At 70.5% G+C, this 16,737-nt stretch carries 8 protein-coding genes; 3 read left to right on the top strand and 5 right to left on the bottom strand.

The features are described 5' to 3' along the window. Positions 1-123: 123 nt before the first annotated feature. The 3 genes from WMK75_RS08150 to WMK75_RS08160 are packed head-to-tail and all read left to right on the top strand — an operon-like array spanning position 124 to position 3,207. Positions 124-1,317: an acyl-CoA dehydrogenase gene (locus WMK75_RS08150; RefSeq protein ID WP_347267200.1), complete on the top strand. Its 1,194-nt coding sequence runs from the start codon at positions 124-126 to the stop codon at positions 1,315-1,317. After that, positions 1,317-2,465: a CoA transferase gene (locus WMK75_RS08155; protein ID WP_347267177.1), complete on the top strand. Its 1,149-nt coding sequence runs from the start codon at positions 1,317-1,319 to the stop codon at positions 2,463-2,465. Before WMK75_RS08150 ends, WMK75_RS08155 begins: the two co-directional genes overlap by 1 nt. A 16-nt stretch (positions 2,466-2,481) precedes the next feature. Continuing rightward, positions 2,482-3,207, top strand: coding sequence for a TIM barrel protein (locus tag WMK75_RS08160; RefSeq protein ID WP_347267178.1), 726 nt, complete (start codon positions 2,482-2,484; stop codon positions 3,205-3,207). Between the two features lie 7 nt (positions 3,208-3,214). Here WMK75_RS08160 and WMK75_RS08165 read toward each other — a convergent pair whose 3' ends face one another. From WMK75_RS08165 to WMK75_RS08185, 5 genes are all read right to left on the bottom strand, one after another. After that, complete coding sequence (locus WMK75_RS08165; protein ID WP_347267179.1) at positions 3,215-4,081, bottom strand: pirin family protein; 867 nt, start codon at positions 4,079-4,081, stop codon at positions 3,215-3,217. Positions 4,082-4,182: 101 nt separating this feature from the next. After that, complete coding sequence (locus WMK75_RS08170; RefSeq protein ID WP_347267180.1) at positions 4,183-4,806, bottom strand: 4'-phosphopantetheinyl transferase superfamily protein; 624 nt, start codon at positions 4,804-4,806, stop codon at positions 4,183-4,185. Further along, positions 4,803-9,437, bottom strand: coding sequence for a MupA/Atu3671 family FMN-dependent luciferase-like monooxygenase (locus WMK75_RS08175; RefSeq protein WP_347267181.1), 4,635 nt, complete (start codon positions 9,435-9,437; stop codon positions 4,803-4,805). Before WMK75_RS08175 ends, WMK75_RS08170 begins: the two co-directional genes overlap by 4 nt. Further along, positions 9,434-10,423 (bottom strand): glycosyltransferase family 2 protein, encoded by a 990-nt coding sequence (locus tag WMK75_RS08180; protein ID WP_347267182.1) that lies wholly within the window; start codon positions 10,421-10,423, stop codon positions 9,434-9,436. Before WMK75_RS08180 ends, WMK75_RS08175 begins: the two co-directional genes overlap by 4 nt. Before the next feature lie 5 nt (positions 10,424-10,428). Next, entirely contained in the window at positions 10,429-16,716 is a 6,288-nt protein-coding gene (locus WMK75_RS08185; protein ID WP_347267183.1) for an SDR family NAD(P)-dependent oxidoreductase, read from the bottom strand. Between the last annotated feature and the right edge of the window lie 21 nt (positions 16,717-16,737).

Below are 16,737 nucleotides of genomic sequence, written 5' to 3' on the forward strand. Positions count from 1 at the left end.
ATCGTCCATCCTGTCGATGCGCGCATTGTCGCACCCCTCGGTCTGCGCGTTTCAAGTTGAACTTGCGGCGAAAGCGCGACTGAATGCAGCAAGGCGCATCATCACGAAAGGCATGACGTGAGCATGATTCCCCACAAGGGCAGCGCGTTTCTGTGGTCCGATCCCTTCCTGCTCGAGGATCAGCTGACCGGAGAGGAACGCATGATCCGCGACGCCGCCGCGGGCTTTGCCGCCGACAGGCTGCTGCCGCGCGTCGAGGCCGCCTATCTGGGCGAGCACACCGACCCCGAGATCTTTCGCGAAATGGGCGCAGCCGGCCTTCTGGGCGTCACCGTGGCCGAGGATTTCGGCGGCGCCGGCGCCTCCTATGTCGCCTATGGCCTTGTCGCGCGCGAGATCGAGCGCGTCGACAGCGGCTATCGCTCGATGGCCTCGGTGCAAAGCTCGCTGGTGATGTTCCCGATCGAGGCCTATGGCAGCGAGGCACAGAAGCGCAAATATCTGCCGGGCCTGGCCAGCGGCGCGCTGATCGGCTGCTTTGGCCTGACCGAGCCCGAGGCCGGATCCGACCCCGCCGGCATGCGCACCACCGCGCGCCGCACCAGTGGCGGCTATGTGCTGGACGGCGCCAAGACATGGATCACCAACGCGCCCATCGCCGATGTCTTCGTGGTCTGGGCCAAATCCGAGGCGCATGGCAGCAAGGTGCGCGGCTTTGTGCTGGAGCGTGGCATGAAGGGGCTTGCCGCGCCCCGGATCGAGGGCAAGCTGTCCCTGCGCGCCTCGGTCACCGGCGAGATCGTGATGAGGAATGTCGAGGTCGGCGAGGAGGCGCTGCTGCCCGGAGCCGAGGGCATGGGCGGGCCCTTCGGCTGCCTCAACCGCGCGCGCTACGGCATTTCCTGGGGCGCGATGGGCGCCGCCGAGGATTGCTGGCACCGCGCCCGCCAATACGGGCTGGACCGCCAGCAGTTCCGCCGACCCCTGGCCGCGACGCAGCTTTACCAGAAAAAGCTGGCCGACATGCAAACCGAGATCGCCCTGGGCCTGCAGGCCAGCCTGCGCGTCGGCCGGCTGTTCGACGAGGGCCGCTTTGCCCCCGAGATGATCAGCCTGGTCAAGCGCAACAACTGCGGCAAGGCGCTTGAGATCGCGCGCATGGCCCGCGACATGCATGGCGGCAACGGCATCCAGATCGGCTATCACGTCATGCGCCACGCCCAGAACCTGGAAACGGTGAACACCTATGAGGGCACGCATGACGTGCATGCGCTGATCCTCGGCCGGGCGCAGACCGGGCTGCAGGCCTTCGGCTGATGGCCGAGCCGGCGCTGAAGGGGCTGCGTGTCGTCGAACTGGCCCGCATCCTCGCCGGTCCCTGGATCGGCCAGACCCTGGCCGACCTTGGCGCCGAGGTGATCAAGATCGAGGCGCCCGAGGGCGACGACACCCGCCGCTGGGGCCCGCCCTTCATCACGCGCGCGCGCGCCGACGGCGGCACGGAACGGGTGGCGGCCTATTTCCACGCCGCCAACCGCGGCAAGCGCTCGCTGGTCTGCGATTTCAACGAGGCGGGCGATCTGCAGCGGCTACGGGCGCTGATCGACAGCGCCGATGTGCTGATCGAGAACTTCAAGCTGGGCGGGCTCAGGCGCTTCGGTCTCGATTACGACAGCCTTGCGGCGCGCAATCCGCGGCTGGTCTATGCCTCGGTCACCGGCTTTGGCCAGGACGGGCCGCGCGCGGCGCAGCCGGGCTATGACTTCCTGATCCAGGGCATGTCCGGCATCATGGACCTGACCGGCGATCCCGCGGGCGAGCCGCAGAAGGTCGGCGTCGCCTGGATCGACATCTTTACCGGGCTTTACGGGGTGATCGCCGTGCAGGCAGCGCTGGCCGAACGCGCGCGCTCGGGTCGCGGGCAGCATCTGGACCTGTCGCTGCTGGATTGCGGCGTGGCGGTGCTGGCCAATCAGGCGACGAATTACCTGCTGGGCGGCACGGTGCCGCACCGGCTGGGCAATGCCCATCCCAATATCGTGCCCTATCAGCTGTTTCCGGCCCTTGACGGGCATCTGATCATCGCCTGCGGCAATGACCGCCAGTTCGCGGCGCTGGCCTTGGTGCTGGATCTGCCGGATGTGGCGGCCGATGCCGATTACGCGACCAATCCGGCGCGGGTGGCCAACCGGGCGCGGCTGGTGCCGCTGCTCTCGGCGGCGACGGCGCGGTTCGACCGCGCCGCGCTGATCGCCGCGCTTGGCGCCGCGGGCGTGCCCGCCGGTCCGGTCAACGATCTGGCCGAGGCCCTGGCCGATCCGCAGATCGCCGCGCGCGGGCTGCGGATCGCGCCCGAGGGCATCGCCGGGCTGCGCAGCCCGCTACGGCTGTCGCGCAGTCCGCTGGTGCTGGAACGCGCCGCCCCCGCCCTGGGCGAGGGCGAATGGCAGTTTTCCGACGCCTGAACCGCGGGGGCAAAGCATGAGGTTTCTGGCCAATACCGGCTTCCTGTTCACCGATCTGGCCTTTCCCGAACGCCTCGACGCCGCCGCCGCGGCCGGCTTCGACGGGGTCGAGTTCCACGACGAGCTGCAACGCCACGATCCGCCGGCCATCGCCGACCGGCTGGCGCGGCTCGGGCTGGCGGTGGGCTCGCTGAACATGCGCATGGGCGAGACTGTCGGGCTTGCCGCCCTGCCCGGACATGAGGCCGCCTTCGCAGCCGATCTCGCCGCGGCCGAGGCGGCGGCGCAGGCGGTGGGCGCGCGCGCCATCCATGTCCTCGCCGGCCGCGGCGCCACGGATGAGGCGACCTTTCTTGCCAACCTGCGCCGCGCGCTGGCCGCCACCGACCGGCTGCTGCTGATCGAGCCGATCTGCGCCCAGGCCATCCCCGGCTATCACCTGTCGCGGCTCGAGCATGCCTGCGAACTGGCCGAGCGGCTGGGGCCGCGGCTGCGGGTGATGTTCGACTGGTATCACGCCGCCAGCGAACTGGGCGAAAAGGCCGCCGCCGCGGCGCTTGTCGGCCATCGCGGGCTGATCGGCCATGTGCAGGCGGCCGCTCTGCCCGGCCGCAACGAGCCGGGCATCGACATCATCGCCCGCATCCGCGCGGCGGGATTCACCGCCGTCGGGCTGGAATACCGGCCGCTGACCGACCCCGCCCACCATCTTGCGGCGCTGCGCCGGACGCTGGCGGGCTAGGCCGCGCTCAACCCGGGATCTTGCCAAAGCGGCCGCTGTGGAAATCGCGCAGCGCATCGCGGATCTCGGCCATGCTGTTCATGGCAAAGGGCCCCTGCATGACCACCGGTTCCAAGATCGGGGCACCGGCAAGGACCAGAACCCGGCTTTCCGCCTCGGCCGCCAGGGTAAAGGCGCCGCCCTCGCGCGCGAGCAGCGCGAATTCGGCCTGACCGACGCCGGCCGTGCCGTTCAGCCGCAGCCGGCCCTGCAGCGCCACCACCGCCACCGTATGCCCTTCGGGCAGGGTCAGCGAGGTCTCGGCCCCGGCATCAAGGCGCAGGTCCCAGACCTCGATGGGGGTGAATGTGCGCGCTGGACCGCGATGCCCGCCATATTCGCCGGCGATGACGCGCAGCCGCCCGGAACCCCCGGCGATGTCAAGCGCGGGGATACGCTCGGCGGTCAGGTTCTGATAGCCGGGGCGGGCGTTCTTGTCTTTGGCCGGCAGGTTCACCCAGAGCTGCACCATCTCAAGCGTGCCGCCGCTGCGGGTGAAGGCCTGCGAATGGAATTCATTGTGCAGGATGCCGCTGGCGGCGGTCATCCATTGCACGTCGCCGGGCCCGATCACCCCGCCGGCGCCGGTGGAATCGCGGTGCTCGACCTCGCCGGCATAGACGATGGTCACGGTTTCAAAGCCGCGATGCGGATGCGTGCCGACGCCGCGCGGCTGCCCGGCCGGGTCGAAATGCGCCGGCCCGGCATGGTCAAGCAGCAGGAACGGGCTCAGCTGTTCGCCATGGCTGGCGTGTGAGAACAGCGAGCGGACCGGAAAGCCGTCGCCGACCCAATGTCCGGGCGGGGCGCTGTGGATGCCGAGGATCTGGCGCATGATGTCCCTTCTTGTGCCTGCGTTGCCCTGAACTTGGTCATCGCGCGCCCCGGGTTCCAGAGGCGCCAAGCGTCCGCGCGCGATGCGACGCATGCCTTGGCTCAGCCGCGCCACAGGCTGATCGCCAGCCAGCAGCCCGCGGCCCGGCCCCAGCGCCCGCCGATCAGCCGGCTGCCCATGCAGGCGCGAAAGCGGTCGGGGTGGATGACGCAGGGAACCTCGCGGAAATCCAGCATGCGCCCGGTCAGCGGGAATTGCGCCTTGAACATCGCCTCCTTGGCGCAGAAGGCCAGTAGCGGCGCAGCGGCCGTCTGTAAGCGAAAGGGCATGATGGTCTCGGCCAGCCCCTCGGGCAGCGGCCGGTCGCAGGGCTCCAGATCGACGCCGACGCTGGCCCCGCCACGCGGCGCGGCGATCGCGATGCAGAAATCGCCGCTATGGGACAGGCTGGCGCGAATCCCGGCCGGCAGGTCGGGCTGGCGATCGTGCCGGGCGGCGATGGCGCGCGTGGCCGGCAGTTCGTGCCCGGCCTCGGCGATCGCCGCGCGCAGCGCCATGCGCCCCAAGGCAAATTCGCGCCGCCGTCTGGGGACGGCGCGCGCGATCGCCTCCTCCTCCGCTGGCAGCAGCGGCGCCGGGTCGCTGCCCAGATCCAGCACCGCAAGGCCATAGCCCGCGGGCAGCAGGCGCCGCGCCAACTGGCGCAGCGCCTCGGCCCGGATCACGCCGAGCCGCGCAGCTGCGCGCGCAGCGCCCGCCGCCGGGCCGCGGCATCGTCGCCAGAGACCGGTGAGGCATCCACCGCGGCCGCGGCCGGCGCCGCAGCCGAGGCGGCGCTGACCGCCGGGCTGCTGGCCGGCGCCAGGCTGGCCACATGCTTCATGAAGTCGGCCATGACCGGGAAGCGGAAGATGTCCGTCACCCCCAGCCGCGGCAGCGCCAGGCGTTCGCGCATGGTGCGGTGCAACTGGATCGCCAGCAGCGAATGCCCGCCCAGGGCAAAGAAGTTGTCGCGCGAACCGACCTGCTCGACACCCAGCACCTCCATCCACAGCGCGCGCACCGCGGTCGCCAGGTCCTCGGTCGGCGCAGCGACCGGGGCGGCGGGGGCGGCCTCAACGGCCGGCACCGACGCCACCCCGCCGATCGGCGCGATCACCGCGCCGGGAACCGGCAGGTGCTTGCGGTCGATCTTGCGGTTGGGCGTCAGCGGCATCTTCTCGAGCCGGATGATGCGGCCGGGCACCATATGGCCGGGCAGATGCGCGATCAGATGTTCGCGCAGCCCCTTTTCGCACAGGTCGGAACTGCCGGTGACATAGGCGACCAGGCGCTTGTCACCGGGCACATCCTCGCGCACCAGCGCCACCGCCTCGCGCACACCGGGCCGGGCCGCAAGCGCCGCCTCGACCTCGCCCAGTTCGATGCGGAAGCCGCGCAGCTTGATCTGGTGGTCGGTGCGGCCGATGTAATCCAGCCCGCCGTCGTCGCGCCAGCGCACCAGATCGCCGGTGCGATACATGCGCGCCCCCCAGGGTGCCGCCCGGTCGGCGGGCACGAAGGGATCGGGGCGGAAGGCCGCCGCGGTCAGGTCCTCGCGCTGCCAGTAGCCGCGGGCGACGCCATGGCCGCCGATCCACAACTCCCCCTGCGATCCGGCGGGCACCGGCAAGCCCTCGTCGTCGAGGACATAGACCTGGGTATTGGCGATCGGCCGGCCCAGCGTCACCTCGCTGGCCGAGGTCAGGTCGGCGACGGTCGACCAGATCGTGGTCTCGGTCGGGCCATACATGTTCAGCACCCGCGCCCGGGTCACCGCGCGGATCTCGGCCAGCAGCGAGGGCGGCAGCGCCTCGCCGCCGACCATCAGGCATTTCAGCCCGGTCATGGCCGCCGCCACCTGCGGGTCCGAGACCAGGATGCGCGCCATGCTGGGCGTGCATTGCAGATGTGTCACCCCCCAGCGCCGGATCTGCGCCGCGATCGAGAAATCGCCTTCTTCCGGCGCCTCGGAATGCGGGTTCACCGCGGCGCGCAGCTGCGCCAGCAGCGGGAAACCGGCCACGACCTGTTCCGGGGCGATGCCGTAATCGACCAGGCAGGCCACCTCGGTCACCCCGATCTTCTTCAGCTCCTCGACGCGGGCGATGCCATCCTCAAGCGATCCGAACAGGCCGGATTCGTCGAAATAGCGCAGGAAGGCGAATTCCAGGATGCCGTCCACCTCATCGGCGGAAAGCGAGCCGAGGTCGATGGCCATGGGGCTGGTCATGCCCGGTGGCCGGCGGAAGGCCGGGAAATCCCAGGCGCATTGCTTGACCAGCGCGGTGGCGCTGGCCAGGTAGTTCTTCATCGGCTGGCGCGCGATCTCGCGCGCGGTCTCGCGGTCTTCGGCAAGGCAGGTGTGCAGCATCAGCGTGACGGTGAACCTTGCCGGATCATGCCCGACCGAGCGCAGCGCCGCATGATAATCCTTGATGCGCGCGGCCACGGTGTCGATGCTCTGGCCCAGCAGGTGGGTCAGCACGTTCATGCCCAGGCGCCCGGCCTCGATCCAGGTCTCGGGGTTGCCGGCGATGGTCATCCACAGCGGCAGTTCCTTCTGCACCGGGCGCGGCTGCGTCACCACGCCGAATGTGCCGCCGCCGGCGCGCGGGAAATCGACCTTCTCGCCGCGCCACAGCCGGCGCAGCTGGTCGATGCCTTCGGCCAGCGCCGCCTTGTTTCTCGGCGGGGCGTTCTCGGGGCGCAGCACGAAATCGTCCGGCTGCCAGCCCGAGGCGATGGCCAGGCCCACCCGACCCGAGGTCAGGTTGTCGATCATCGCCCATTCCTCGGCGACGCGCGCCGGGTGATGCAGCGGCAGCACGACGCTGCCGGCGCGCACCGAAAGGTTCTTGGTCACCGCCGCAATCGCCGCGCCGGATACCGAGGGGTTCGGATAGGGTCCGCCAAAGGCGTGGAAATGGCGCTCGGGCGTATAGATGGCCAGAAAGCCGTTCTGATCGGCAAAGCGCGCGCCGTCCAGCAGCAGCTGGTATTTCTTCGGCCCCGGCCCGTCGTCATTGCCCCAGTAGAACAGGCTGAAATCCATGCCGCCCTGCACGTCGCGGCGCGCCGCACCGACCGGCACCGGGCCCGAGGACACCGCGAGGCGCGATTCCTCGCCGGCGATCACCAGGCGCAGGCCGCGCGCCAGCGACCAGAAGATCTCGAGCACCGAGATGTCGAAGGACAGGCTGGTAACCGCCAGCCAGGCGTCGCCGGGCTGATGCGGCACGACCGCATCCATGCCGGCCAGAAAGTTCGCCACGTTGCGATGTTCGACCATGACGCCCTTAGGCCGGCCGGTCGAACCCGAGGTATAGATCAGATAGGCCAGATCTTCGGGCCCGACATGGCTGACCGGCTCGGCCACCATGCCATGCGGCAGTTCCGAGGGGATGGCCAGCATCTGCGCCTGATGCGCCGGCAGCCGTTCGGCAAGACCCTCCTGCACCAGCACCACCCGCGCGGCGCTGTCCTCGAGGTAAAGCGCGATGCGGTCGGCGGGATAGTCGGGGTCCAGCGGCACATAGGCGCCGCCGGCCTTCCAGATCGCCAGCGCGCCGATCACCAGTTCCGGCGAGCGCTTGGCAAACAGCCCCACCGGCTGGTCCGGCCCGACGCCCAGCTGCGCCAGTTTCGCCGCCAGCGCCGAGGCGGCGCGGTCCAGCTGACCGCGGGTCAGGCTGCGGTCCTCGAAACTCAGGGCCACGGCGTCGGGATCGGCCGAGGCCATCTCGGCGATCAACTCGTGGATGCAGGCCAGGCGCACCTCGGCCTGGGTGGCGTTGCGCCCGACCAGCAGATCCTCGCGCTCGGCCGCGTCCATCAGCGGGATGTCGCGCAGCGCCGTGGTGGCCGGCAGCGCCAGCCCCGCATCCAGCACCCGCGCCAACCGCTGCGCCTGCACCGCCGAGATGCGCGCCGGATCATGGTCCAGCCAGCAGGCGCCGCCACCGTCCAGCACCACGCTCAGCGCCGCGCCGGCGACAGGGCCGCGACCATCGAGGCTGATCGCCAGTTCCGGCACCGCCACGTCGCGCAATTCGGGGGCGCGCTGCAGCAGGTCCAGCAGGAAGCCGCCGTGCCGGGCCTGTTCGGCGATGCGCGCCGAAAGCGCCTCGGCCAGTTCTGCCAGCGTGTCGCCGGGCTGGGCATCGACCGCCAGCGGCTGCCAGCCGGCGGCGATTCCCGCCGCCTCGGGCAGATCCGCCGTCCGCAGCGCCAGATCGACGCTGTTCTGGCCCGCCAGCCGCGCCAGCAGCGCCGCCGCCAGGGCAATGCGCTCGGGCCCGGCGCCGGGCAGCAGCTGCACGCGCTGGCTGTGCCCCGAGGCCGCGCCGGGCAGCACTGCCGGGCTCATCCGTGCCAGCCGCGCCCGCCACCAGCCATCGTGTTTCGCGGCCTGCGCGGCGATCGCGGTCAGCCGGTCGCGCTCATCGACGGTCAGCGGCGCGATCACCTCGCCCACCGCGGGCTTTTCGCCGGCGAACTGCAGCCTGACTGCCCCGTCCGCAGCCGCGATCAGCGCTGTGTCGCCGTCTTGGGACAGCACCGTGCCCGGCGCGGCAAGGCTTGGCTCGATGCCGTCAAAGCCCGAGACCAGCAGCACGCGATCCCCGAGCCGCAGCTTGGGCATGGCCAGCGGGTTCCAGTAGCCGCCATGGTCAAGCGCCCGCACCAGCGCGCCGATGCTTTCCGCCGGCTGGGCGAAATCCAGCATCGCGGCGGCCTCGGGGCGCTTGTCGCGGCCGACATAGCTGCGCTGGCTCAGGTCCTGGGGGGTGCGCTGCGGCCCCGCCCCTTCGAGCTGCGCCACGACATCGGCAAAGCTTTCCGCGCCGCGGGCAAAGCAGCGCGCGTTCAGCGTCAGGGCGGTATCCTCGGGGTCGATGTCGAACAGGCGCTGCGCAAGGATGTCACCCTTGTCCACGCCGCCCTCGATCAGGTGCCAGGTGATGCCGTGCCGCGGCTCACGGCCGATGATCGCCCAGACCGGCGCATTCAGCCCGGCCAGTTTCGGCAGCGGTCCGTCATGGAAATTGATCGCGCCCAGCCGGCCGCGGGCCAGCATCTCGGGCGAAAGAATCGACAGGTTCGACACGCTCAGCAGCCAGTCGGCGGCAGGCGCGGTGGCCGAAAGCGGCGCGTCCTGGTCCTCGACCGCAAGGCCCGCGCCCGCGGCCCAGTCGCGCAGCTCGGGATTGCGCGTCACCACCGCGATGATGCGGTGCCCGCGCGCCAGCAGCGTTTCGGCTGCGTGGCGCAGAAGTGATTCGTTACCAACCAGAATCGCGGAAAATTGCGTCATGGCTTACCCTTTTCAACATGCACAGGCTTTGGTCCTGAACGAAGTGCGTGGCGCGTCAGATGTGCCAGATGCCCGCTGGGCTGGTCCGGCTTGCGCCCCGACAACAGGCAGCGCAGGTTGAATATGCCCGCGCCCCCCAGATGTGCGGCAGTGGCCCAAAGCGCGCCCAGCCGCCCATGATGCTTTTCGTAGTAGCGCCGGCGTGAATCGTACCAGTAGTCCGGCGCGCGCTTCCATTCCTTCATGCCGGTGCTGACCGATCCGATATGCAGCACCAGGCTTTCGACGACGTAATGGGTCTGCCAGCCCGCCTCGGCCGCCCGGCGGCAGAGGTCGGTTTCCTCGTAGTAGAGAAAGAAGCCCTCATCGAAGAGACCGATCCGGTCCAGCACCTCCATGCGGATCATCATGGAGGCGCCCGCAGACCAGTCGACGCGGCACGATGTCGCAGGCTGCGGCAGGGTGACCATGCGGTTGCGCAGCAGCCGGGTGATCGGGCCGGTGCGGCTGGCGTCCTCGAATTCGGCTGCGGCGCTGGGAAAGCGGAAGGCGGTGGTATGGGGCACGTCATCGGTGCCGCGCAGGCGCGAACAGGCGATGCCGGCCTCGGGATGGGCGCGCAGATGCGCGAGCAGCGCCCGGATCGCGCCCGGCTGCGGCAGCGCATCCGAGTTCAGCAGATAGACGAAATCGGCGCGGCGCCCGTCCGGCAGGCCCTGGCGGATGCCATGGTTGTTGCCGGCGCCAAAGCCGCCGTTCCAGCCCGACTGCACCACCGCGACCCGCCCCGATTCCAGCCAGCCGCGCGCCTGCGCCTCGGCCTGCATGCGCTCGAACGAGCCGTCGCCGGAATTGTTGTCGACGATGGTCAGTCCGCCGTCGATGCCCTGCAGTTCCTGCAGGGCGGTCTCGGCGGCCTGCAGGGACATCCCGGCGGTGCGCCAGTTCAGCACGATGACATGGACGCTGGGAGCAGTTGCGGACATCTTTCTCACTCCGCCGCGGTGGCGCGGACCGTTGCCCCGGCATCCGCGCCTTGCAGGATCTCGCGCAGGACCGTGGCCATGCGCCGCACATTGGGTTCCAGCACCATGGAATCATGGTCGCCCGGCACCTCGATCACCCGCAGACCGGGCATCCAGGGCGTCCAGCCATTGTCCGCCACCACATAATCGCGCCCCGAGGTGATCCAGCGCCCGCCCGTGGCCTTCCAGCGCCGGTCCAGGGGCGGGCGCAGCATCGCCACCGGCCCCTCCCAGACCGACAGCTGCAGCCCCGGCAGCGCCGCCAGAAAGGCCGCCTCGATCGCCAGGTCATGGAAGGCACCCGAGACCTCGGCCCCCGCCTCGGCCTCGGCCGCGCGCGCCTTGCGGCGGCGGAAGACCTCATAGGCGACGCGGTCGCGCAGCCATTTCCAGGCAAATCCCGGCCCGCCCTCGCGCAATTCGCCCAGGCGGATCATCAGCCGGTCCTTCTGGCTGACCGGCTCGCGCAGCGGCAGCGGCGTGTCCAGCAGCACCAGCATCGCCACCTCCTCGCCGGCGTCGCGCAATTGCCGCGCCATCTCATAGGCGGTCAGCCCGCCGCCCGAGAATCCGCCCAGCAGATAGGGCCCCTCGGGCTGCACCTGGCGCAATTCGGCGATATAGTCGCGGGCGGCCTCGGTAAAACTCTCATGCGGCTTGTCGTCGCCCAAGAGCCCGCGCGCCTGGATGCCCCAGAAGCGGCGGTCCACGCCCATGCGCTGCGCCAGTTGCCGCAGGTTCATGATATTGCCGAACATGCCGGCGACCATGAAAAAGGGCGTACCTTCGCCGCGCCCGCCCATGTCGACGAGGAAGCGGTATTTCGGCTGCGCCGAGACCGGCAGCGCGCGCACATTGTCGGGCGAGACCAGTTCGCGCGGGCCTGTGCGTTCCTCGACCAGCGCCGCAAGCCCGGCGATGGTCGGCGCCTCGAACAGGGTCGAGATCGGCAGGTCCACGCCGTATTTCTTGCGCAACTGCCCGAACATGCGCACCGCGATCAGCGAGTGCCCGCCCAGATCGAAGAAGCTGTCCGCGGCCCCCACCTGGGCGATGCCCAGCAGTTCCGACCAGATCGCCGCCAGTTCCGCCTGGGTGCCGGGCGCGGGGGCGACGAAATCGCTGTCCAGATCCGGGCGTTCAAAGCCGCCCTCGGCGGGCGCTGCGTCCTCGGCCACTCCAGCCTCGGCCACCAGCGCCGGCAGGTCCAGCGACGAGACATAGACCTGCGCCAGCCCGGTCGAGATCGCCCGGCTCAGCATGGCGGGACCGATGGCTGCCGGGATGCCCTGGCCGATATTGTGCTGCAGCCGCCGCTCGGCCGGCGAGAGGCTGCGCGCCACCCGCCCGCGCGCCGGCGCCGCAGCCGAGATCGCCGTCGCCAGCTTGCGCAGGGCAAAGCCGCGGATCTCGGCGCAGATCGTGCCGTCGGGCGCCGCCAGGGTGATGTCGAACTGCGCCAGGCCCTGGGCATCGCTGTTCTCGCCGGCGTTGCGGATGCGGCTGATCAACTGCGCCGGCAGCGGGTGGTAAAGGCGGACGGCGTCATAGCCCATGGGCACCCACAGATGCGATGGGCTCCAGCCCTTGATCAGCGCCATGGCCCAGCCGGTGGCGATGTCCAGCAGCGCCGGATGCGCAAGCCAGCCCTGCGCCAGATCGCCGGCGAATTCCGGCGCCAGCGACAGTTCCGCCACGCCCTCGCCCTCCGCAACGCGATAACGGCGCAACACCTGCCAGCGCGGGCCGAAATCCATCTGCCCCTCTTGCGCCGAGGGCATCGCCGCCCCCTGCCCGTCACGGTCCCAGCCGCCCGTCACCTGCAGCGGCTGCGGCGCGGCCTCGTGCAGGGCGGCGACCAGCGCCGTCACATTCGGTTCGCCCTGCGGGTCGTCGAGGATGTCGATGCGCATGACGTCGCCCTCGGGCTGGACGCGGGTGGTGACCAGCGCCCGGTCGGTGACCAGCACCGGGCGGCGGAATTCCAGCTCGCGAATCGCCAGCGGCAGGGCAAGGCCGCATTCCAGCGCTGCCTCGGCCACCAGTTCGATCCAGCCGGTGCCCGGCATCAGCGCCTGGCCCGCGGCGGTGCGATGGCCGCCGATGATCCAGTCCCCGATGTCCAGGGTGCTGCGGAACTCGCGCCCGCCGGGCATCGGCAGGCTGGCCTCCAGCAGCGGCCTGCCCTCGGGCGCGGTCACGGCCGAGGCACTGTCCAGCCCCATGGCTCGCGCCGCCATGCCGGCATCGGCCCAGACGCCCCAGTTCACCGCCACCACGCGCCCCAGCGCCGCTGGCGCCGAACGTGCCAGCGCGTTCAGATATTCGTTGGCGGCGACGTAATCCACCTGCCCCGCCGGCGCGATCGCCGAGGAGGTCGAGGCGAACAGCACTGTCAGCCCCGCTGGCTGATCCGACAGCGCCTGCACCAGCGCCCGCGTGCCCAGAAGCTTGGGCGCCAGCACGTCCCAGGCGTCGTCGTCGGTCTTGGCGGCGATCAGATTGTCGCGGATCACCCCCGCCGCGTGCAGCACCACGTCGAGACTGCCAAAGCGCGCCCGCGTCTCGGCGCAGGCGCGGGCCATGTCCTCGGGGCTGGTGACATCGGCGCGGATCGCCAGCACCTCGGCGCCAAGCGATTGCAGATGCCGCACCGCCGCCTGCACCGCGGGGGTATCGACGCGCCCGCGGGTGGTCAGCGCCAGCCTTGCGCCGCCGCGCGCCGCCAGTTCGCGGCCGATCGCCTGCCCCAGCCCGCCGAAGCCGCCGGTGATCAGGCAGGTCGCGCCCGGTGGGATGCCGGCCATGCCGTCATCGGCCAGCGCCACGCGCTCGAGCCCCTGTTCAAAGCGGCGGCCGTCGCGCCAGGCCGCCACCGGCGCGCCCGAGGGGGCCAGCGCCTCCTCCAGCAGGTTGGCGATCAGCGCATCAGACCGGCCCCTGGGCAGGCGGATGTCCACCAGCCGCGCCGAGACATTGGGCATCTCGCGCGGGATGACCCGGATCGGGCCCAGCGCCGTGGCCTTTTCGGGCACCGGGGCGGGTTCGTCCGCCACCCGCAGGGCATCGTTGCAAAAGGCGATCAGCTCGATGCGCGCATCGGGCAGTTCCGCGCCGATGGCCTGCGCCAGATGGGTGAGGCCGAAGAAGCCGCGCTCGAGCTGGCTGTTGAGCAGGCTGGAACCCGGGCGGAACTGCACGCCCTGCGTCACCGACCACAGATGCAGGATGCGATCCGGCGCCAGATCCTGCGCCACCAGCGCCGCCAGCAGCATCTCATAGCCCTCGCGGTCGGATTCGACCGGCAGGGTAAAGCGGCCCTCGCCCTTGTCGGCAAAGGTATCCCCCGGGCGGACCACGGCGACGCGCTGCCCGCCCGCCTGCAGCCGTGCGACAAGCTGATCGGCCAGCCCCAGGTCGTCGGCCAGCACCAGCCAGTTCTGCCGGCCCGGCAGCACCGGGCCCTGCGGCCCGATCTCGACCGCGGGGGCGGCCAGGCGCCAGGCCGGGCGCCAGCCCCATTGCGCGGGTTCCTCGATGCGGGCCAGACCCTCGGCCGCCTCGGGCGCCAGGCTGGTCGAGCGTTCGATGAAATAGCGCTTGCGCTGGAAGGCATAGACCGGCAGCGACAGGCGCTGGCGGCGACCCTCGCCCCAGACCTGGTCCCAGTCGATCTGGCCGCCGCAGGCCCAGAACCGCGCCAGCGCCGCCATGAAATAGCTGTCGTCGCCCGCCGCCTGGTCGCGGTGGCGCAGGGTCGAGATCACCTGCTGCGCGCCGACCGCCGGATGGGCCTTGGCCATGGCCTGCATGGCGCGGCCCGGCCCGACCTCAAGAAACACCCGCCCCGGTTCCTGGGCCAGATGCGCGATACCTTGGGCAAAATGCACGGTGCCGCGCAGGTGGCGGACCCAGTAATCGGGGCTTGTCGCCTCTTCGGCGCTCAGCGGCAGGCCCGAGCGGTTCGAGATGATCGGGATCTTTGGCGCCTGCAGGGCGATCCCGGCCAGATAGGCGCGGAATTCCTCCAGCACCGGGTCCAGCAGCCGCGAATGCGCGGCGATCGAGATGGCGATGCGCTGGCATTCGATCTCGCGCGCGGCCATGGCGGCGGCGAAGCGCTCCAGCGCCGCATCGGGCCCCGAGACCACCGCCATCGCCGGCCCGTTCACCGCCGCCAGATCCAGCCCCAGTTCCGCCAGTTCCGCGGCGAAATCCTGCGGCTCCAGCGGCACCGACAGCATGCCGCCCGCCGGCACCCGGTCCATCAGCAGGCCGCGCAGCCGCACAAGGCCGATGCAGTCCTCGAAACCGATCACGCCGGCGATGCAGGCGGCGGTATTCTCGCCCATGGAATGGCCGATCAGCGCCGCGGGCTGGACGCCCCAGCCGATCCACAGCTGCGCCAGCGCATATTCGGTGATCATCAAGAGCGGCAGTTGCAGCGAGGGTTGCAGCAGCCGGCGATCGGCCTCGGCCTCGGCCCCCGGCTCGGGCAGCCACAGCGCGCGCAGGTCCACGCCATGCGCCTGCGCCATGTGGTCAAGCCCGCGGTCCATCCAGTCGCGAAACACCGGCTCGGTCTGGTATAGGTCGCGCGCCATGCCGGCATATTGCGCGCCGCCGCCGGGCAGCATGAACACCGCCTGCGCCGGATCGCCCAGCGGCTGATGGTCGAAGACCAGATGCGGATCGGCGCCGCCCAGCAGCGCCGCCGCCTCGGCCGCGTCATGCGCGACCAGCACCCGGCGGCGGTCGAACTGCCGCCGGCCCTGCGTCAGGGTGAATGACAGATCCGCCATGTTCACGCCGGGATTGGCCGCCAGCCAGCCCGCCAGCGCCGCGCTGTTGGCATCGAGCGCCGCCTTGCTGCGCCCCGAGACCGCGATGATGTGAAACGGCCAGTCGCATTCACCCGAGGCCGCAGGCTCGGGCGGCTGCTGCAGGATGACATGGGCATTGGTGCCGCCCACGCCAAGCGAGTTCACCCCCGCCAGCCGCACCCCCGGCAGCGGCCAGTCCGACAGCCGGTCGTTCACCCGAAACGGCCCGCCCTCGAAGTCGATGGCCGGGTTCGGGCGCTGAAACCCCAGGCTGGCCGGGATCGTGCCGTGATGCACGGCCAGCGCCGACTTGATCAGCCCGGCGCTGCCCGCAGCCGTGTCCAGATGCCCGATATTGGTCTTGACCGAGCCGATGTGGCAGGGCCCCTGCCGCGTGCCGTCCGAGACCCGCGCATAGGCCTGGTTGAGCGCCGCCACCTCGATCGGGTCGCCCAGTGCCGTGCCGGTGCCATGGCATTCGACATAGCCGATGCCGTCCGAGGTCACGCCCGACATCACCAGCGCCTCGGCCACGGCCTGGGCCTGGCCCTCGACGCTGGGCGCCAGATAGCCGGCCTTGGCGGCGCCGTCGTTGTTGATGGCGCTGCCCCGGATCACCGCCCAGATGTGGTCGCCATCCGCCAGCGCATCGCCAAGCCGGCGCAGCGCCACCACCGCCGCGCCGCTGCCGAATACCGTGCCCTGGGCGCGGTGGTCGAAGGCATGGCAGTGCCCATCCGGCGACAGGATCTCGTTTTCCTTGTAGATATAGCCCAGCCCGTGCGGCATCTCGATGGTGACGCCGCCGGCCAGGGCCATGTCGCACTCGCCCGAGTTGAGCGACTGGCAGGCCATGTGGATCGCCACCAGCGAGGTCGAGCAGGCCGTCTGCACATTGACGCTGGGCCCCTTGAGGTCGAAGACGTGGCTGGCGCGCGTGGACAGGAAATCCTTGTCATTGCCGGTGTGGCGCAGCAGGAAATGCCCGACGCCATCCACCAGATCGCGGTTCGAGCACACGTTCCAGTAAAAATAGCTGCCCATGCCGCAGCCGGCCCAGATGCCGATATTGCCCTTGAAGCGCTCGGGCACCTGCGCCGCATCCTCAAGCGCATGCCAGCAGGTTTCCAGGAACTTGCGGTGCTGCGGGTCCATGATCGCCGCCTCTTTCGGCGACAGGCCAAAGAATTCGGCGTCGAACTCGTCGAAATGCTCGAGGATGGCGGCCGAGGCGACGTAATTCGGATCGGACAGGCGCGCCCGCGCCTCGCCCCGGGCGATCAGCTCGGCCTCGGTCAGCGGGCGGATCGATTCGACGCCGCGGCACAGGTTGTCCCAGTATTCCGCGACGCCGGCAGCGCCGGGCAGCTGCGCCGCCATGCCGATGATCGCAATGTCCGTTTCCCCAACGGCGGGTGTGTCGAAGGCCATGGGCGCGCCTCTTTCAACTTT

This window comes from Paracoccus sp. (in: a-proteobacteria) (assembly GCF_039808215.1).
Taxonomy (GTDB): Bacteria; Pseudomonadota; Alphaproteobacteria; order Rhodobacterales; family Rhodobacteraceae; genus Paracoccus.